Raw genomic sequence first — 18,708 nt, 5'->3', positions numbered from 1 at the left:
GGCGGGTGCCGCCAGTTCGGCGGTATGGCGGGATCGTGGCGGGCGGATGCCGCCAGTTCGGCGAATCGGTGGGTTCGGCGAGGCGGGATGCCGCCAGCAGGCGACGTGCGGGGCGGACCTCGCGGGCCGGGCCAGGGGGAGTCACCCGCGGTCATGGGGTCGGCGACGATCCACGGGATCGATCCCGTTCGCCGAGGTCACTGGCGACGCCGTGGCTCACCGCGGTATGNCCGCCACCTCGCCGGACCGGCGGCGGTGGCGGGATACGGGGGAGCCCGGCCTGCCGGGGTGGCGGGCCGGGCTCCGAGGGTGTGTCGGTCAGCCGGCGTGCTTGCGGCGGGCGGCGGCCCGGCCACGCTGCTGCTGGTCGAGCACCACCTTGCGGATGCGCACCGCGGCGGGGGTGACCTCGACGCACTCGTCCTCGCGGCAGAATTCGAGGGCCTGCTCCAGCGACAGCTTGCGCGGCGGGATCAGCTTCTCGGTCTCGTCCGAGGTCGAGGCCCGCATGTTGGTGAGCTTCTTCTCCTTGGTGATGTTGACGTCCATGTCGTCGGAGCGGGAGTTCTCCCCGACGATCATGCCCTCGTACACCTCGGTGGTCGGCTCGACGAAGAGCTGGCCGCGCTCCTGCAGGTTGATCATGGCGAACGAGGTGACCGCGCCGGCCCGGTCGGCCACCAGGGAGCCGTTCTGCCGGGTCCGCAGCTCGCCGAACCACGGCTCGTACGACTCGAAGACGTGGTGCAGGATGCCGGTGCCCCGGGTGTCGGTGAGGAACTCGGTGCGGAAGCCGATCAGGCCGCGCGCCGGGACCAGCCACTCCATCCGGATCCAGCCGGTGCCGTGGTTGACCAGCTGCTCCATCCGGCCCTTGCGGGTCGCGAGGAGCTGGGTGATCGCGCCCAGGTATTCCTCCGGGGCGTCGATGGTCAGCCGCTCGACCGGCTCGCAGGTCTTGCCGTCGATCTCACGGGTGACCACCTGCGGCTTGCCGACGGTCAGCTCGTACGACTCGCGCCGCATCTGCTCGACCAGGATGGCCAGGGCCAGCTCGCCTCGGCCCTGCACCTCCCAGGCGTCCGGCCGTTCGGTCGGCAGGATTCGCAGCGAGACGTTGCCGATCAGCTCCTTGTCGAGCCGGTCCTTGACCATCCGGGCGGTGACCTTGGCGCCCTTGACCCGGCCGACCAGCGGCGAGGTGTTGGTGCCGATGGTCATCGAGATGGCCGGTTCGTCGACGGTGATCAGCGGCAGCGGCACCGGGTTCTCCGCGTCGGCCAGCGTCTCGCCGATCATGATCTCGGGGATGCCGGCGACGGCGATGATGTCGCCGGGGCCGGCGGACTCGGCCGGCTTGCGCTCCAGCCCCTCGGTCATCAGCAGCTCGGAGATGCGGACCCGCTGGGTGCTGCCGTCGGTGCGGCACCAGGCCACGGTCTGGCCCTTGTTGATGGTGCCCTGGCGGACCCGGCAGAGCGCGAGCCGGCCCAGGAACGGCGACGCGTCGAGGTTGGTGACGTGTGCCTGGAGCGGCGCGTCCTCCTCGTAGGCGGGGGCCGGGATGGTGTCCAGCAGGGTGCGGAACAGCGGCTCCAGGTTGGTGCTGTCGTCCGGGACCGCGCCGTCGGCGGGCTGGGTCAGCGAGGCGATGCCGTCGCGGGCGCAGGCGTAGACGATCGGGAAGTCGATCTGCTCCTCGTCGGCGTCCAGGTCGAGGAAGAGTTCGTAGGTGTCGTCCACGACCTCCTTGATCCGGGCGTCCGGACGGTCCACCTTGTTGATCACCAGGATGATCGGGAGCCGGGCGCGCAGCGCCTTGCGGAGCACGAACCGGGTCTGCGGCAGGGGCCCCTCGCTCGCGTCGACCAGCAGCACCACGCCGTCGACCATGGTCAGGCCGCGCTCGACCTCACCGCCGAAGTCGGCGTGGCCCGGGGTGTCGATGATGTTGATGGTGACCGGGTCGCCGTCCGCCGGCAAATACCGCACGCCGGTGTTCTTGGCGAGGATGGTGATGCCCTTCTCCCGCTCGAGGTCCATCGAGTCCATGACGCGCTCGGTGTTCTCGCCGCGGGCGCCGTAGGCGCCGGCCTGCCGCAACATGGCGTCGACCAGGGTCGTCTTGCCGTGGTCGACGTGGGCGATGATGGCGACGTTGCGGAGGTCGGTGCGTAGCTGCATACCCTCCATACTCCTGTCTGCGGTTGCCGGGGAAGGCCCCGGGGTCACCCCGAGATCGCCCGGATCTGTGTCGAAAGTGCTGTCCCGACCCTCCCAGCGACTGGCATGCTGGCACCCGTGCGGGGTACCGGATGCCTGACCTGCTGAGCTGGCTGCAGGAGCTGCCGCCTCTGCTGATCTACCTGGTCGCCGCGGCGATCGTCGCGGGGGAGACCGCGGTGATCGTCGGGCTGCTGGTGCCGGGCGAGGCGACCCTGCTGCTGGTCGGCTTCCTAGCGTACGCGGGGACGCTACGGCTCGCCCCCGCGCTGGTGGTCATGACGGCCGCCGCCGTGATCGGAGACACACTCGCGTGGCGGTCCGGGCGTCGTTACGGACCCCGGTTGCGTGCCTCCGGGCTCGGTGCCCGGATCGGGCCGCACCGGTGGCGACGCGCCGAGGAACTGCTGGACCGGCTGGGCGGGCGGGGTGTGCTGGCCGCCCGCTGGGTCGCGTTCGCCCGCACGCTGGCGCCCCGGCTGGCCGGCGCCGCCAATCTGCCGTACCGGCGGTTCGCGCCGTGGAACCTGACCGGGGTGGTGACCTGGGTCGGCGCCTCGGTGCTGGCCGGCTACCTGGCCGGCGAGTCGTACACGCGGGTGTCGACCCTGCTGGGCCAGGCCACCGGGGCGGTGCTGGTGCTGCTGCTGTGCCTGCTCGGTGTGGTGCTGGCCGGCCGTTGGCTGGGGCGTAACCCCGACCCGGCCCAGGCGTTGGCGGCCCGCGCCGCCGCGTTGCCGCCGCTGCGCTGGCTACGGGCCCGGTACGGGGTGTTCTTCTTCCTGGTGCGGGTTCGGGTCGGGCCGTCCTGGACGATGCTGATCAACCTGCTGCTCGGGCTGGCGCTGCTGTTCGGCGCGGGGTTGGCCGTCGCGTTCCTGCTGGACGCGGTGGTCCGGCACAGCGGGCTCGGGGTGCTCGACGGGCTGCTCGCGGACTGGCTCGCCGCCCGGCGTACCCCCGGGGTGGTCGANCCGTGGTGGCGGCGGTGGTGGCCTGGCGGCACCGACCCTGGCGGACGGACCCGCTCGGCCTGATCTGCACGGTCGGGGCGGCCGTGCCGCTGGTGCTGCTGGTCGTGGTCGCGGACCTGGTGGGTCCGGACGGCCCGGACCGGGCCCGTGACCTGTTCCCGACCCAGAACGCGGTGGTGACGGCGAGCCTCGGCACGCTGGCCTGGCTGGTGTCGCGCGGGGCGCGCTGGCCGGTGGGGGTGGCGGTCTGGACGATCGCCTCGGCCGGGGTGGTCGCGGTCACCGGCGCCCGGCTCTACCTGGGCTGGAGCACGGCCAGCGGCACCGTCTCCGCGGTGCTGCTGGGCGCCGCCTGGACCACCGTGTTCGTGGTCGCCTGGTCGACCCGGGAACGGGCGGGCGAGGGCGGCCCCCCGGCCGGCGTGGACGCCGATCCGGCCGGGTCGGGGGCCGGGGAGAGGCTGCCCCGGCCGAGGGAGCGCCGGCCGGCGTCGCGGGGACCCCGCAGACCCGTCGATCCCTGCTAGGGTGCGCCGACGGACCACGGGGGGAGTTCGATGCGACGAGGAGTCGGCCGGTGGGCCGCGGTGACGATGGCGGCGCTGCTGGCGGCGGGCACGGTGACCGGGTGCGGCGGCGAGGAGCGGCCGGTCCGGGAAGTGGCGGTGGAGCTGCCCACGGCGGCCCCGGTCGAGGAGCCGCAGGAGGCGCCCGCCGACGTGCCGAGCGAGCAGCCGCCGGCGGTCGAGGCCCTGGGCGGACGGCCCAGCCCCAGCGCGTCCCCGTCCGGGAAGCCACGGCCGAAACCGTCCCGCACGTCCACCGCGCCGCTGGCCCGGCCGAAGCCGCCGACCGAGACGCAGGTGCCGCCGAAGCCGCCGAAGCCGGCGGCCAGCGGCTGCAAGCCCAGCTACCGGGGCACCCAGGCCAGCCGCGCTCAGGTGAAGGCGGCGCTGGCCGACGCCGCGGCGCGCACCTACTGGCCCACCTCGGCACCGGACATCCGCATCCCGTCGACGCTGCTGAAGGCCACCGCGTGGCAGGAGAGCGGCTGGCAGTCCAACATCTACGCCTGTGACACCGGGGTCGGGCTGATGCAGGTCATGCCCGCGACGGCGGACTGGATGAACCAACGGTTCGGCCAGTCGTACGACGTCGACGACTACCGGGACAACACCTACCTGGGCGGCACCTACCTGGCCTGGCTGACCAAGTACATCGGCGACATGTACTTCGAAGCGGACTACCGGCTGGACGCCTCGCTGTGCACCGCCGAGCTGGACTCCTGCCTGCTCAACGCCGTGATCGCGGCGTACAACTTCGGGCACGGCGAGGTCGCCCGGCCGGACGAGCCGCTGGTGATCCCCAACCCGCAGTACGTGCGCAACGTGCGGGCGCTGATGACCGAGTGCGAGTGCCTCAGCTTCTGACCCGGGGGCGTGGCGTCGGCACCGGCCGGCGGGTCAGTCCCGCGCGGCGACCGGCTCGCTCGGCGTACCGGCCGTGGGGGCGGGCGCGTCGGGGTCGCGGGTGATCCGGCCGGGCCACCAGAACCGGTCGCCGAGCAGGAACGCCAGCGCCGGCACGAGCACGGTGCGGACCAGCAGCGTGTCCAGCAGCACGCCGATGCAGACGATGATCCCGATCTGGGTGAGCGTGATCAGCGGCAGCACGCCCAGCACCGCGAAGACCGCCGCCAGCAGCACGCCGGCGCTGGTGATGACGCCGCCGGTGACCCGCAGCGCGGACAGCATCCCGTCCCGGGTGCCGACCCGGCGGGCGTCCTCCCGGGCCCGGGTGACCAGGAAGATGTTGTAGTCCACGCCGAGCGCGACGAGGAACACGAAGGCGAGCAGCAGCACCCCGGAGTCCAGCGCCGGGAAGTCCAGCACATGGTCGAAGAGCAGCCAGGCCGCGCCGAGGCTGGCGAAGAACGACGCGATCACGGTCAGCACCAGCAGCAACGGGGCCAGCAGGCCGCGTAGCAGCAGCACCAGCACGGCGCCGACCAGCAGCAGGATGATCGGCAGGATCAGCCGTAGGTCCCGGGCGTCGGCCCGGTCCGCGTCGTAGGTGGCGGCGACGGTGCCGCCGACCAGCGCGCCGTCGGGGGCGTCCGCGCCGGCCACGGCGGGTGGCGCGGAGTCCGGCACGGCGGCGACCGCGTCGCGCAGCGCCGCCACGGCGCGGTCGGAGGCGGCGGTCCCCGGCTCGGCGGCGAGCACCACGTCGACCTGGGCGACCCGGTCTCCGGCCGGGCCGGGTCGGGCCGAGGCCACCCCGTCGACGGTGCCGGCGGCGGCGGTGACCGCGGCGGCCGCCTGCGGATTGGTGAGCACGGCGACCGGCTGGGTGCTGCCGGCCGGGAAGGCCCGGGCGAGCGTCTCCGCGCCGGCGACGGCCTCGGGCCGCGCCCGGAACTGCTCGGTCTCGGACAGTCCGGTGCGGATGCCCAGGCCGCCGAGGGCGAGGCCGGCGAGCAGCAGGACGGCCAGCGCGGCGACCGGTAGCGGCCGGCGGACCACCAGCTCCCCGAGGCGGCCCCAGAGCCGACCCTCGCGGGCGGCGCCGCCGACGCGCGGGACGAACGGCCAGAACAGGCCCCGGCCGAACAGGACCAGGGCGGCGGGGAGCACGAACAGGGCGGAGAGCATGGCGAACACCACACCGGTGGCGCAGGCGACCGCGAGCGCCCGGTTGGTCTCCTGCTCCGACAGCAACAGCGTGAGTACGCCGAGGACGACGGTGCCGCCGCTGGCGAGGATCGGCTCGGCGGTGCGGCGCAGGGCGGCCCGCATGGCGGTGAACCGGCTCTCCTCGCGGCGCAGCTCCTCGCGGTAGCGGGCGATGAGCAGTAGCGCGTAGTCGGTCGCGGCGCCGAACACCAGCACGCTGGCGATGCCGGTGACCTGACCGCTGGGCAGGTGGATGCCGAGCGCGGGCACGACGGTCTCGACCGCGCGCAGGGTGAGCTGTTCGGTGGCGGCCACCACCAGCAGCGGCACCAGCCACAGGAACGGGCTGCGGTAGGTGATCAGCAGCAGCAGCGCCACGACGGCGGCGGTGACCAGCAGCAGGGTGGTGTCGGCGCCCTGGAACACCTGGCTGAGGTCGGCGGTGAAGGCCGGCCCGCCGGTGACCTCGACGGTGAGGTCGTCGGGGAGGTCGGCCACCGCCTCGCGTACCTCGGCCACCGCATCGATGACGGTCTGCGGCTCGCCCGCGGTGGACAGCGGAACGGCGACCAGCGCCACGGTGCCGTCGGGGGAGAGCTGCGCCGGGGCGACCCGGCCGCCGACGGCCAGCTCGCCCAGCTTGGCGGCGGTGCCGTCGAGCGCGGTCCGGTCGGCGTCGTCGAGCGGGGCCCGGTCGATGCGGCTGACCACCACGAGGGCGGGTTGGGCGTCCCGGGACGGCAGTTGGTCCTGGAGGCGCTCGACCTGTGTCGACTGCCACTGCACGGACAGGCCGGTGGCGGAGACCGGTTGCGGGTTCTCGGGCTGCGGCAGGCCGAACACGACCGCGCCGACGACGAGGGCGGCGACCACGGTGAGCCAGGCGGCCAACCGGCCCCGGGCGACGCGGGTGAACAGTGACATCGGATGCCCTCACAGGTACTAGTCTCGCCAGCCGAGTATCTTGATGGACGAGATTATCCAGGAAGGCTCTATGCTGCAACCGGACCGGATTCGGGCAGGGGGTGGCGGCAAGCGGTGTCGGCGCAGAGCATGTACCGGCGACCGGACGACCCGCGGGGGCGGATGGTCTCCGAGATCACCCGGGAGCTGCGTCGGTACTCGACCGAGGCGCAGCACGTCGGGCACGAGTTCGCCGGCCTGCACGGGCTCAACGTCACCGACCTGCACGCCCTGATCGCGGTGATGGAGGCCGAGCTGGTGCACGACCCGATCACCCCCGGCCGGCTCGGCGAGACGCTCAGCCTCTCCTCCGGCTCGGTGACCGCGCTGGTCGACCGGCTCGAACGCGCGGGCCACATCCGGCGCGACCGGGACACCACCGACCGCCGCAAGATCCTGCTGCACTACGCCGACCGGGGCGCCACCCTCGCGCAGAGCTTCTTCGGCCCGCTGGGCCGGCGCACCGACGAGGTGATGGCCCGGTTCACCGACGACGAGTTGGCCGTGGTGCGGCGGTTCATGGGCGAGATGGTGCGGTNNNNCGAGCCGCGACGCGGCCCCGCACCCGGCCCGGCCGGCGACCGCTGACCGTGCGGCCGGCCGCTCACGGCGAGGAGCTACAAGCGATGGTCACCGTGGTGACCGCATCGGGCACCCACGTCTCGCCGGGTGCGCCACCGGCTCGGAGAAATGGTCTCATCCGGCACGCCCGACACCACCACTTCGGCGTACTGGTGTCGGGCCGGGCCGTCTGCGCCGTCAGCGCGACCTGCCGGTGGGCACCGGCCTGAGGGCGCGCTGCGGCGGCGGTCGGAACCCCGACCGCCGCCACCGGCACGTCGTCACATCGGACGGACGTTGTCCGCCTGCGGGCCCTTCTGGCCCTGCGTCACCTCGAACTCGACCTTCTGGCCCTCGTTCAGCTCGCGGTAGCCACTGCTCTGGATGGCCGAGTAGTGGACGAACACGTCCGGGCCTCCGCCGTCCTGCTCGATGAAGCCGAAGCCCTTTTCCGAGTTGAACCACTTGACCGTGCCGGTTGCCATGCGTCTCTCCCTGTTCAATGCGGGTGAGCACCGGCCCGCGGCCGATGATCGCCCATTACCACCCTCGACAGTAACCGCCCGAGCCCGGATCCGCTGCCGGAAGTCTCGGCGTGGCACGCGAATACTGCCCGCGCGGAAATGCCCCCGGCACCCGGCGGGGCGCGGCATGCTTGCCCCGATGAGCACTGCGACGGCGTTGGCCGACCTGGAACGGGAGATCACGGCACCGGGAGCGGGCCCGGACCGGCTGCGCCTGGTCGCCACGCCGTTCGTCCCCGAGGTGCGACTGCACCTCGCCGAGGACGCCATCCTGTGGTGGGCCCGGATGGAGGCCGCCGCCGGGCGGTCGCTGCCGCCGCCGTACTGGGCCTCGGTCTGGGCGGGCGGGCAGGCCCTGGCCCGGCACCTGCTCGACCACCCCGGCATCGTCGCCGGCCGGCGGGTGCTCGACCTGGGCGCCGGCTCGGGACTGGTCGCCATCGCCGCCGCCCTCGCCGGCGCCGCGCAGGTGGTGGCGAACGACGTCGACCCGTACGCGGTGGCCGCCGTGACGGTCAACGCGCGGGCGAACGGGGTCCGGGTGGCCGTCGACGGCGACGACCTGCTCGACGGCGTGGCCGGCGTCGACGTGCTGGTGACCGGCGACGCCCTCTACGACGCGGAGCTGGCCGCGCGGGTGCTGCCGTACCTGCGTCGGTGCGCCGACCGGGGCGTCGAGGTGCTGGTCGGCGACCCGGACCGGGGCCACCTGCCGCCGGACGGGCTGGAGCTGGTGGCCAGCTATCCCGTCCCCACCACCGAGCCCTCGGTCGACTCCCCGGTACGTCGGGTGCAGGTGTTGCGCCCCCGCTGACCCCTCGGGGATCCTCCGGATGCGGTGCCGGGGGTCACTGGGGGATCATGCCGGATGCGCGGGCCGGCCGGCGGGGCATAGCGTTCGGGGCATGACGGATCTGCCGGCCCAACTCGGGGAGTTGCCCACCACCCTGCTGATGGGGTTGCTGGGCGTGGTGATGCTCGCCGATGCCGTACCCCTGCTCGGGGTGCTGGTGCCCGGCGACGCCGCGGTCCTCGCGGCGGTCGGCGCGGGTCGCCCGGCCGGGGGTGTGGTGACCGTCGTGGCGGTGGTGGCGGGCTGCCTCGCCGGCTGGTCGCTGAGCTTCCTCGCCGGCCGGCGTTGGGGCGGGCCCCTGCGGCGCAGTCGCCTGGGCGGCTGGATCGGCGAGTCCCGGTGGGTGGCCGCCGAGACGCTGCTGCATCGCGGTGGCGGTCGGATCGTGCTGGTGGCGCCGTTCCTGCCGGTGTTCAACGCGTTGCTGCCGCTGGCCGCCGGTGGCCTGCGGATGCCCTACCGGCGGTTCGTGGCCTGCGCGGCGGTGGGCGCCACGGCGTGGGCCGGGATCTACGTGGCGCTCGGGCTGGCCGCGCGGGCGCTGACCGCGCTGCTGCCCGGTTCGCCGGACCCGACGGTGCTCACCATGGCGGTCGGCCTGCTGCTCGCCGGCCCGGTGCTGCTNGGGTCCGGCCGCCACGGGGGAGGCCGGACCCGACGCGGGTCACCAGCCCCGCACCCGCCACTGCGCCAGCGCGGGCCGCTCGGCGCCGAGCGTGCTGTCCTTGCCGTGGCCCGGGTAGAACCAGGTCTCGTCCGGCAGCCGGTCGAAGAGCTTGGCCTCGACGTCGTCGATGAGCTGGCCGAACCGCTCCGGGTCCTGGTCGGTGTTGCCCACCCCACCGGGGAAGAGGGAGTCGCCGGTGAACAGGTGCGGCCCGCCCGCCGGGTCGCGGTAGAGCAACGCGATCGAGCCCGGGGTGTGCCCGCGCAGGTGGATCACCTCCAGCGCGCAGTCGCCCACCGCGACGGTGTCGCCCTCGCGCAGCGGCTCCGCGCCGATCGGCAGGCCCTCGGCGTCGTCGGCGTGCACCAGCGCGCGGGCCCCGGTCTTGGCGACCACCTCCTCCAGCGCGACCCAGTGGTCCATGTGCCGGTGGGTGGTCACCACCGTCGCCAGGCCGCCGTCGCCGATGAGTTCCCGCAGGCGGGGCGCCTCGTTGGCGGCGTCGATCAGCAGCTGCTCGCCGGTGGCGTGGCAGCGCAGCAGGTAGGCGTTGTTGTCCATCGGGCCCACCGACAGCTTGGTGACGGTGAGCTGGTCGAGCTCGCGCACGGCCGGCGGACCGCCGGGCGTGACGTCTCCGGTGTAGGTCATGACGACGTTCAGATCCATTCCGGTGGGTTCGGCAGGGGGCCGTCGGGGACGACGGTGAGCAGCTCGCCCGTGCCCCGGCCGGTCAGCCAGGCGGCGAGCTCCGGCGCGGGGCCGGTGATCGTGGGCGCCCCCTCGGGATCGCCCACGGCGAGTTCGTGCGCGGCGCCGTCGACGCGCAACACCATGGCCGGCGCGGCCGGGTCGGCGGCCAGCCCGGTCGCCACCTCGTGCAGCAGCCGCTGGGCGAAGGCCGCCGGCCAGTCCGCCGGCCGGTAGCCGGCGGACAGGTCGACGTGGTGCACCTCGACCTCGCGCAGCCGGCCCCAGACCAGCGTCGCCGCCGGCCACGGGCCGCGCCGGGTCTGCACGGTGGCGCCCCAGGCCTCGACCGGCATCTCCGCGACCGCCGCGTCGAAGCGTCGGCCGCTGCGGCGCAGGTCGTCCAGGACGTCGTCGGGACCGCGGTCGGCGCCCGCCTCGATGTCGGCGGCGCGGGCCGCCGGCGAGGCGTACATCGGAATCTCCTCGCCGGTGCGTGCGGCGGTGAGCAGGTTGACGAACGCGTCGGCGTTGCGGGCCAGGTGGGTGAGCACGTGCGCGCGGGTCCAGCCCGGCAGCAGCGACGGCGCCGCGACGTCCGCGGCGGTCAGGCCGGCGACGGTACGCAGCAGCCGCTCGGTCGCCTCGGCGAGGTCGCCGGTCAACCGGAGCGGATCGGCGGTCATCGGGTCCTCATGGGCACGACCCTAGCGGGCGGCGGGCCGTACCGCCGCCGGGGAAATCGCTTTCGGCGCGTCGGCACGCACCCTACCGTCAAGTCGTGCCGGACGCGGGCATCGGACGTCGGAGCGGGGGTGGTGCGCATGCCGGTCGACGCGCGTGTCCGCCGTGCACCCCTCGACCCCGATGAGGACACCATGACCCTCGACCTGACCGACCTCGGCTGGGACGCCGATTGGGCGGCCCACCTCGATCGACGCGCCGACCTCCGGCCCGGGCGGGTGGCCCGGGTGGACCGCGGCGTGTGCACCGTGCTGCGCCCGGAGGGGCCGGTGCGGGCGAGTCTCGGCGGCCGGGTGCTCGCCGCCGCGGCCCGCGACCTGACCGCGCTGCCCTGCGCGGGCGACTGGGTGCTGCTGGCCACCTGGCCGGACGGCCCGGTCACGGTGGAGGCGGTGCTGCCACGGCGTACCGCGCTGGTCCGCCGCACCGCCGGCAAGGACGCCAGCGGGCAGGTGCTGGCCGCCAACCTCGACGCCGCCGCGGTGGTCGAGCCGGTGCACCCGGCGCCGGACGCCGCGCGGATCGAGCGGCTGCTCTCCCTCGTCCACGAGTCCGGGGCCGAGCCGCTGGTGGTGCTCACCAAGGCCGACCTGGCCGCGGATCCGGCCGCGGTGGCCCGGCAGTTGACCGAGCTGGCGCCCGGGGTGCCGGTGCTGCCGGTCAGCGCCGAACGCGGCATCGGTTTGGCGCCGCTGCGCCGCCACGTCGCCCCGGGGCGCACGCTGGGTCTGCTCGGCCCGTCCGGCGCCGGCAAGTCGAGCCTGGTCAACGCGCTGGCCGGGGCGGACGTGATGCGCACCCAGGCGATCCGCCGGGTCGACGGCAAGGGCCGGCACACCACCACCTGGCGGTCGCTGGTGCCGCTGCCGGGTGGGGGAGCGGTGCTGGACACCCCGGGAGTACGCGCGGTCGGCCTGCTCGACGGCGCGGCCGGGCTGGACCGGGCCTTCGCCGACATCGCCGAGCTGGCGGCCGGCTGCCGGTACGCCGACTGCGCGCACGACGCCGAGCCGGCCTGCGCGGTGCGCGACGCGCTGGACCGCGGTGAGCTGCCGGCACGCCGTTGGGAGAGCTGGCGGCGGCTTCAGCGGGAGGTCGCGTACGAGGGTGGACGCCGTGCGGCCCGGCTCGCCGCCGAGCGGCGCGGCGGTTGGCGGGGTGGGCGGCGCCGGACCGGGCGGCCGGCGGCCCCGCCCGCGCCGGGAGCGCTCTGAGCTGGGGGAATGGGCGCGAGCCGGAAGTTGTCACACCTCGGGGCTAGAGTTGCCGGGGCGCTTTCCCTGCGCCCCGACAGCTCGTCAAAACAGACTTTGCCTCATATTCTTCTTCCGGGAGCACCCGCACCGTGGCCGACCGTCTGATCATCCGTGGCGCCCGCGAGCACAACCTGCGTGACGTCAGTCTCGACCTGCCCCGGGACGCCCTGATCGTCTTCACCGGGCTCTCCGGTTCGGGCAAGTCGAGCCTGGCGTTCGACACCATCTTCGCCGAGGGGCAGCGCCGCTACGTCGAGTCGCTGTCGTCGTACGCCCGGCAGTTCCTCGGCCAGATGGACAAGCCCGACGTCGACTTCATCGAGGGCCTCAGCCCCGCCGTCTCCATCGACCAGAAGTCCACCTCCCGCAACCCGCGCTCCACCGTCGGCACCATCACCGAGGTCTACGACTACCTCCGCCTGCTCTTCGCCCGCATCGGCGAGCCGCACTGCCCGGTCTGCGGCGAGCGGATCTCCAAGCAGAGCCCGCAGCAGATCGTCGACCGGGTGCTCGCCATGGCCGAGGGCACCCGCTTCATGGTGCTCGCGCCGGTGATCCGTGGTCGCAAGGGCGAGTACGTCGACCTCTTCGCCGAGCTCCAGGCCAAGGGCTACGCCCGGGCCCGGGTCGACGGGGTGGTGCACCCGCTGACCGAGCCGCCCAAGCTCAAGAAGCAGGAGAAGCACACCATCGAGGTGGTGATCGACCGGCTCAGCGTCAAGCCCAGCGCCAAGCAGCGGCTGACCGACTCGGTCGAGGCCGCGCTCGGCCTCTCCGACGGCCTGGTGCTGCTCGACTTCGTCGACCTGCCGGAGGACGACCCGGCCCGCGAGCGCCGCTACTCCGAGCACCTGGCCTGCCCGAACGACCACCCGCTGGCGATCGAGGACCTGGAACCCCGGGTCTTCTCCTTCAACGCGCCCTACGGCGCCTGCCCGGAGTGCACCGGCCTGGGCACCAAGAAGGAGGTCGACCCCGAGCTGATCATCCCGGACCCGGAGCGCACGCTGCGCGAGGGCGCGATCCAGCCCTGGTCCACCGGCCACAACCTGGAATACTTCCTGCGCCTGCTGGAGGCGCTCGGCGAGAGCCAGCACTTCGACGTCGACACGCCGTGGCGCGCGTTGCCGTCGCGGGCGCAGAAGACGATCCTGCACGGCTCCGACGACCAGGTGCACGTCCGCTACCGCAACAAGTACGGCCGCGAGCGCTCCTACTACACCGGCTTCGAGGGCGTGGTGCAGTGGATCGAGCGCCGGCACACCGACACCGAGTCGGAGTGGTCCCGCGACAAGTACGAGGGCTACATGCGCGACGTGCCCTGCGCGGCCTGCGGCGGGGCCCGGCTCAAGCCGGAGGTGCTCGCGGTCACCCTGGCCGGCCGGAGCATCGCCGAGGTCTGCAACCTGTCCGTGGGCGAGGCGGCCGACCTGCTGGCCGGCATCGAGCTGACCGACCGGCAGAAGCTGATCGCCGAGCGGGTGCTCAAGGAGATCAACGCCCGGCTGAAGTTCCTGCTCGACGTCGGCCTGGACTACCTCTCCCTGGACCGCCCGGCCGGCACGCTCTCCGGCGGCGAGGCGCAGCGCATCCGGCTCGCCACCCAGATCGGCTCCGGCCTGGTGGGCGTGCTCTACGTGCTCGACGAGCCGTCGATCGGCCTGCACCAGCGCGACAACCACCGGCTGATCGAGACGCTGCTGCGGCTGCGCGGGCTGGGCAACACGCTGATCGTGGTCGAGCACGACGAGGACACCATCCGGGTGGCCGACTGGATCGTGGACATCGGCCCGGGCGCGGGTGAGCACGGCGGGCGGATCGTACACAGCGGCTCGGTGCCGGCGCTGCTCGATAACGACGAGTCGGTCACCGGTGCCTACCTCGCCGGGCGCAAGGCCATCCCGACGCCGGCCGAGCGCCGGCCGCAGACTCCGGGCCGCGAGCTGGTGGTGCACGGCGCGCGGGAGCACAACCTGCGCAACCTGACCGTGGGCTTCCCGCTCGGCCAGCTCATCGCGGTCACCGGGGTCAGCGGCTCGGGCAAGTCGACGCTGGTCAACGACATCCTCTACACGGTGCTGGCCAACCAGATCAACGGCGCCCGGCTGGTGCCCGGCCGGCACACCCGGATCACCGGCCTGGAGCACGTCGACAAGGTCGTCGGCGTGGACCAGTCGCCGATCGGTCGCACCCCACGCTCCAACCCGGCCACCTACACCGGCGTCTGGGACCACGTCCGCAAGCTCTTCGCCGAGACCACCGAGGCCAAGGTCCGGGGGTACGGCCCGGGCCGGTTCTCGTTCAACGTCAAGGGCGGGCGCTGCGAGGCGTGCTCGGGTGACGGCACCATCAAGATCGAGATGAACTTCCTGCCGGACGTCTACGTCCCCTGCGAGGTCTGCAAGGGCGCGCGGTACAACCGCGAGACGCTGGAGGTGCACTACAAGGGCCGCACCGTCGCCGAGGTGCTGGACATGCCGATCGAGGAGGCGGCCGAGTTCTTCTCCGCCATCCCGGCCATCCACCGCCACCTCAAGACGCTGGTCGACGTCGGCCTCGGCTACGTGCGGCTCGGCCAGCCCGCGCCGACGCTCTCCGGCGGTGAGGCGCAGCGGGTGAAGCTCGCCTCCGAGCTGCAGAAGCGCTCCACCGGCCGTACGGTCTACGTGCTCGACGAGCCGACCACCGGCCTGCACTTCGAAGACATCCGCAAGCTGCTGATGGTGCTGGAAGGCCTGGTCGACAAGGGCAACACGGTCATCACCATCGAGCACAACCTCGACGTGATCAAGACGGCCGACTGGCTCATCGACATGGGGCCCGAGGGCGGCCACCGGGGCGGCACGGTGCTCGCCACCGGCACCCCGGAGGAGGTCGCCGAGGTGCCCGAGAGCCACACCGGCGAGTTCCTGCGGCCCATCCTCAAGCTCGACGGCGAGGCCAAGGGCGCCAAGGCGGCCACGAGCCGGGCCGCCAAGGCCAACGGTGGCACCAAGTCGCGGGCCCGCAAGGTGCCGGCCGGCGCGCACTGAGACGACGGTCCGCGCGGGCGGCCGATCGACCGGCCCGCCCGCGCGGATACGCGTTCCGTGACGCGCCGGTATGAACCGCGCGCCACCCTGGTGCGTGTTCCGCAGTGTGACCGCGGATCATGAACCATTGGTGACAGTCGAGAGGAAGGCCGGAGATGAGTGACGATCAGGTGACCGGACCGATCACCCGGAGTCGGCGGGCCCTGCTCGCGGGCGCCGGCGCGGTCGGCGCGGCCGTGGTGCTCGCGGGCTGCGGCGACGACGACGCGTCCCCCGGGTCCGCCCCGACCAGCGGTGGCCCGCCCGGCGCCACCGCGACCGGCGACGCGGGCGGCGGCAACCGGGACAGCAGCGGCCCGCTGGCCCGTACCACCGACATCCCGGTCGGCGGCGGTGCGATCTTCGCCAGCCAGGGCGTGGTGATCACTCAACCGGAGGCCGGCCAGTTCAAGGCGTTCGACCCGATCTGCACGCACCAGCGCTGCCCGGTGTCGAACGTCGACGGCGGCACCATCAACTGCACCTGCCACAACAGCCGGTTCTCGATCACCGACGGCTCGGTGAAGGACGGCCCGGCCACCAAACCGCTCGCGGCCAAGCAGATCAAGGTCGACGGCGACCAGATCACGCTGGCCTGACCACGCGTACGCTCCCCGTCCGCCGGCCGCGGGCGGGGACGCGGCGGCGGTCGGGTGTCGGGGGTGCGGACTAGGCTTGGGGTGTGGCTGACCCCTCGACCTACCGTCCCGCGCCCGGCACCATCCCGGAGTCGCCAGGGGTCTACCGCTTCCGCGACGGCACCGGCCGGGTAATCTACGTCGGCAAGGCGCGCAGCCTGCGCAGCCGGCTCAACTCCTACTTCGCCGACCCGGTCAACCTGCACCAGCGCACCCGGCAGATGGTGTTCACCGCCGAGTCCGTCGACTGGATCACCGTCGCCACCGAGGTGGAGGCGCTCCAGCAGGAATACACCTGGATCAAGCAGTACGACCCGAGGTTCAACGTCCGCTACCGCGACGACAAGTCGTACCCCTACCTGGCGGTCACGCTCGACGAGGAATACCCGCGGTTGCAGGTGATGCGGGGCGCCAAGCGCAAGGGCGTGCGCTACTTCGGGCCGTACTCGCACGCCTGGGCCATCCGCGAGACGCTCGACCTGCTGCTGCGCGTCTTCCCGGCGCGGACCTGCTCCTCCGGGGTGTTCAAGCGCGCCGGGCAGGTCGGCCGGCCCTGCCTGCTGGGCTACATCGGCAAGTGCTCGGCGCCGTGCGTCGGCACCGTCACCGCCGAGCGGCACCGGGAGATCGTCGACGGCTTCTGCGACTTCATGGCCGGCCGCACCGACACCATGGTCCGCAGGCTGGAGAAGGACATGCTCGACGCCAGCGAGCACCTGGAGTTCGAGCGGGCGGCCCGGCTGCGCGACGACGTCGCCGCGCTGCGCCGGGCCATGGAGAAGCAGACCGTGGTGCTCGGCGACGGCACCGACGCCGACGTGGTGGCCTTCGCCGACGATCCCCTCGAAGCCGCCGTCCAGGTCTTCCACGTCCGCGGCGGCCGGGTGCGCGGCCAGCGCGGCTGGGTGGTGGAGAAGACCGAGGAGTTGGCCACCGGCGACCTCGTCCACCACTTCTGCACCCAGGTCTACGGCGGCGAGCAGGGCGAGGCCGACGTGCCCCGGGAACTGCTCGTCCCCGAGCTGCCCGGCGACGCCGACGCGCTCGCCGACTGGCTCTCCACCCGGCGGGGCAGCCGGGTGTCGCTGCGGGTGCCGCAGCGGGGAGACAAGCGATCGCTGCTGGAGACCGTCGAGCGCAACGCCCGGGACGCGTTGGCCCGGCACAAGCTCAAGCGCGCCGGTGACCTCACCACCCGCAGCCAGGCCCTCGACGAGATCGCCGACGCGCTCGCGATGCGCACCTCGCCGCTGCGCATCGAGTGTTTCGACGTCTCCCAGATCCAGGGCACCGACGTGGTCGCCAGCATGGTCGTCTTCGAGGACGGGCTGCCCCGCAAGAGCGAATACCGCCGGTTCGTCGTGCGCGGCGCCACCGACGACCTCTCCGCCATGTCCGAGGTGCTGCGCCGGCGCTTCGCCCGCTACCTCGACGCCCGCGCCGAGACCGGCGAGCTGGGCGAGGAGACCGCCGCCGATCCCGACCGGCCCGGCATCGACCCGACCACCGGGCGGCCACGCAGGTTCGCGTACCCGCCGCAGTTGGTGGTGGTCGACGGCGGCCCGCCGCAGGTGGCCGCCGCCGCGAAGGCCCTCGCCGAGCTGGGCATCGACGACGTGGCGCTGTGCGGGCTGGCCAAGCGGCTGGAGGAGGTCTGGCTGCCCGACGACGACTACCCGGTCATCCTGCCCCGCACCTCCGAGGCGCTCTACCTGCTGCAACGGGTCCGCGACGAGGCCCACCGCTTCGCCATCACGTTCCACCGTCAGCGGCGTTCCAAGCGGATGACCGAGTCGGCGCTCGACAACGTGCCCGGCCTCGGCGACGTCCGGCGCAAGGCGCTGCTGCGGCACTTCGGCTCGCTGAAGCGGCTCTCCGCGGCCACCGTGGAAGAGATCACCGAGGTGCCCGGCGTGGGCCGGCGCACCGCCGAGGCAATCCTCGCCGCCCTCGACGGCGACCCGGCTGCGACACCGTCCTGACCACCGTCTCGGTGGACCTCGGCGCGTATCCTCCGGCCCATGGGAGCGCTCAAGCCGTGGCACCTGTCCGTCCTGCTGCTCTGTTGCCTGCTGCCGACAGCCGTGGCCGTCGCCGGCGGGATCTGGGCACTCCGCCGCTCCCGCAATCGAGGCTGACGCAGTCGGGGAGCCCGGCTCGCGAACTCCCACCCGTTGAGGATGGAGAAAGATCTTGGTACCAAACGGCCCGCCAGAGGGCCGCGCCGTTTTCGTATCAAGATCTCGGACCCTCGACGCGCCAGAGAAGCGTCCATCCCANATGACTCTCGGGCATTATTATGCCTCTGGGTCATATCGCTAGCCCTGCCGTTGCCCAATCCTGATTGCCCGGCGGCAAGATCCACGCTATTTCGCCGAAGTGGCGCCTTCCCGGCGCCGGGATGCCGCTACTTCACCGAACTGGCGGCGCCGCCGGCTCACCCCATCGCACCCGTCGCTGCCAAATCTGGGTACGGCCCAGCTCCTAGGTGTTGCAACCACCGGTTGAGCGTGCCAGAGGGGCTGTCCGACCAAGATTCATGACGGCGCGGCGCGGGGGCGGGAGAACCTAGCGGCGCGAGTGCGCGCTGTGGGCGGATTGTCCGGATGCTGGGTGTCTGGGGGTCGGTGTGCCCGCTGCGGGCGGGTCCGGACGTGGTCGGGGTCACCGTGCCGGCGGAATCGTGGCCGGGGGCGGGGCGTTATACCTGGCAGACCGCGTGGAGCCCGGCCCTCGCCGCAGGCAAGCCCCGGTCGGAATGACCGGCCACCGGCCGTCGTTACACCCCCGGGCCACCCGTGCAGGCCACCGGCCGCCGGAGCCCCTCCACACTTCCCCCGCGCGGCATCCCCCGTGTCGCGTGATCCCC

Annotated in this window: 12 protein-coding genes and 2 pseudogenes; 9 read left to right on the top strand and 5 right to left on the bottom strand. The window is 73.3% G+C overall.

Going from position 1 to position 18,708, the window contains the following annotated elements; translation table 11 throughout:
* Nucleotides 1-318: 318 nt before the first annotated feature.
* Nucleotides 319-2,184, bottom strand: coding sequence for a translational GTPase TypA (typA, locus tag B1205_RS20740; protein ID WP_089157134.1), 1,866 nt, complete (start codon nt 2,182-2,184; stop codon nt 319-321).
* 131 nt (nt 2,185-2,315) lie between these two features.
* On the opposite strand from typA, the pseudogene B1205_RS20735 reads away from it, so the two are divergent.
* Together B1205_RS20735 and B1205_RS20730 are read left to right on the top strand one after the other, a co-directional pair.
* A pseudogene (locus B1205_RS20735) lies at nt 2,316-3,724 on the top strand (DedA family protein).
* A gap of 30 nt (nt 3,725-3,754) precedes the next feature.
* On the top strand, nt 3,755-4,627 hold the full coding sequence (locus tag B1205_RS20730; RefSeq protein WP_089157133.1) for a lytic transglycosylase domain-containing protein: 873 nt from the start codon (nt 3,755-3,757) through the stop codon (nt 4,625-4,627).
* Between the two features lie 33 nt (nt 4,628-4,660).
* Here the strand turns inward: B1205_RS20730 and B1205_RS20725 are convergent, their stop codons facing one another.
* Nucleotides 4,661-6,796, bottom strand: coding sequence for an MMPL family transporter (locus B1205_RS20725; RefSeq protein WP_089157132.1), 2,136 nt, complete (start codon nt 6,794-6,796; stop codon nt 4,661-4,663).
* A gap of 129 nt (nt 6,797-6,925) precedes the next feature.
* Here B1205_RS20725 and B1205_RS20720 point away from each other — a divergent pair, with 129 nt between their 5' ends.
* Nucleotides 6,926-7,423, top strand: a complete 498-nt coding sequence (locus B1205_RS20720; RefSeq protein ID WP_089157131.1) for a MarR family winged helix-turn-helix transcriptional regulator — start codon at nt 6,926-6,928, stop codon at nt 7,421-7,423.
* A gap of 254 nt (nt 7,424-7,677) precedes the next feature.
* Here the strand turns inward: B1205_RS20720 and B1205_RS20715 are convergent, their stop codons facing one another.
* Complete coding sequence (locus B1205_RS20715) at nt 7,678-7,881, bottom strand: cold-shock protein (RefSeq protein ID WP_013287480.1); 204 nt, start codon at nt 7,879-7,881, stop codon at nt 7,678-7,680.
* Nucleotides 7,882-8,059: 178 nt separating this feature from the next.
* On the opposite strand from B1205_RS20715, the gene B1205_RS20710 reads away from it, so the two are divergent.
* A complete protein-coding gene (locus tag B1205_RS20710) occupies nt 8,060-8,734 on the top strand; it encodes a class I SAM-dependent methyltransferase (RefSeq protein ID WP_089157130.1) in 675 nt (224 codons plus the stop codon).
* 91 nt (nt 8,735-8,825) lie between these two features.
* Nucleotides 8,826-9,497: pseudogene (locus tag B1205_RS20705) on the top strand (DedA family protein); the annotation flags it as partial.
* On the opposite strand, the gene B1205_RS20700 reads toward B1205_RS20705, so the two are convergent.
* Nucleotides 9,438-10,091, bottom strand: a complete 654-nt coding sequence (locus tag B1205_RS20700) for an MBL fold metallo-hydrolase (protein WP_089157363.1) — start codon at nt 10,089-10,091, stop codon at nt 9,438-9,440. The pseudogene B1205_RS20705 and the gene B1205_RS20700 overlap by 60 nt on opposite strands.
* Nucleotides 10,092-10,099: 8 nt before the next feature.
* Nucleotides 10,100-10,816: a maleylpyruvate isomerase family mycothiol-dependent enzyme gene (locus B1205_RS20695; protein WP_089157129.1), complete on the bottom strand. Its 717-nt coding sequence runs from the start codon at nt 10,814-10,816 to the stop codon at nt 10,100-10,102.
* A 192-nt stretch (nt 10,817-11,008) separates the two neighbouring features.
* Between B1205_RS20695 and rsgA the strand changes: the two genes are divergently transcribed.
* The 4 genes from rsgA to uvrC all read left to right on the top strand — a co-directional run bounded on the left by rsgA (nt 11,009) and on the right by uvrC (nt 17,821).
* The gene (gene rsgA, locus B1205_RS20690) at nt 11,009-12,088 is read left to right on the top strand and encodes a ribosome small subunit-dependent GTPase A (RefSeq protein ID WP_089157362.1); all 1,080 of its coding nucleotides are present in this window, start codon (nt 11,009-11,011) and stop codon (nt 12,086-12,088) included.
* Between the two features lie 131 nt (nt 12,089-12,219).
* On the top strand, nt 12,220-15,162 hold the full coding sequence (uvrA, locus tag B1205_RS20685; protein ID WP_089157128.1) for an excinuclease ABC subunit UvrA: 2,943 nt from the start codon (nt 12,220-12,222) through the stop codon (nt 15,160-15,162).
* A gap of 155 nt (nt 15,163-15,317) precedes the next feature.
* Complete coding sequence (locus B1205_RS20680) at nt 15,318-15,800, top strand: Rieske (2Fe-2S) protein (protein WP_089157127.1); 483 nt, start codon at nt 15,318-15,320, stop codon at nt 15,798-15,800.
* An 83-nt stretch (nt 15,801-15,883) separates the two neighbouring features.
* A complete protein-coding gene (gene uvrC, locus B1205_RS20675) occupies nt 15,884-17,821 on the top strand; it encodes an excinuclease ABC subunit UvrC (protein ID WP_089157126.1) in 1,938 nt (645 codons plus the stop codon).
* Nucleotides 17,822-18,708: the final 887 nt, after the last annotated feature.

It is taken from the genome of Micromonospora sp. NBS 11-29, assembly GCF_002140155.1.
Lineage (GTDB): Bacteria > Actinomycetota > Actinomycetes > Mycobacteriales > Micromonosporaceae > Micromonospora.
The sequence above is the reverse complement of the archived record's forward strand: the minus strand, read 5'-3'. Positions and strand labels throughout refer to the sequence as shown.

Coding starts and splice junctions, on each gene's coding strand:
- rsgA (WP_089157362.1), top strand. CDS start 11,009: ATGACCCTCGACCTGACCGACCTCGGCTGGGACGCCGATTGGGCGGCC.
- B1205_RS20725 (WP_089157132.1), bottom strand. CDS start 6,796: ATGTCACTGTTCACCCGCGTCGCCCGGGGCCGGTTGGCCGCCTGGCTC.
- B1205_RS20680 (WP_089157127.1), top strand. CDS start 15,318: ATGAGTGACGATCAGGTGACCGGACCGATCACCCGGAGTCGGCGGGCC.
- typA (WP_089157134.1), bottom strand. CDS start 2,184: ATGCAGCTACGCACCGACCTCCGCAACGTCGCCATCATCGCCCACGTC.
- B1205_RS20715 (WP_013287480.1), bottom strand. CDS start 7,881: ATGGCAACCGGCACGGTCAAGTGGTTCAACTCGGAAAAGGGCTTCGGC.
- B1205_RS20730 (WP_089157133.1), top strand. CDS start 3,755: ATGCGACGAGGAGTCGGCCGGTGGGCCGCGGTGACGATGGCGGCGCTG.
- B1205_RS20710 (WP_089157130.1), top strand. CDS start 8,060: ATGAGCACTGCGACGGCGTTGGCCGACCTGGAACGGGAGATCACGGCA.
- B1205_RS20695 (WP_089157129.1), bottom strand. CDS start 10,816: ATGACCGCCGATCCGCTCCGGTTGACCGGCGACCTCGCCGAGGCGACC.
- B1205_RS20700 (WP_089157363.1), bottom strand. CDS start 10,091: ATGACCTACACCGGAGACGTCACGCCCGGCGGTCCGCCGGCCGTGCGC.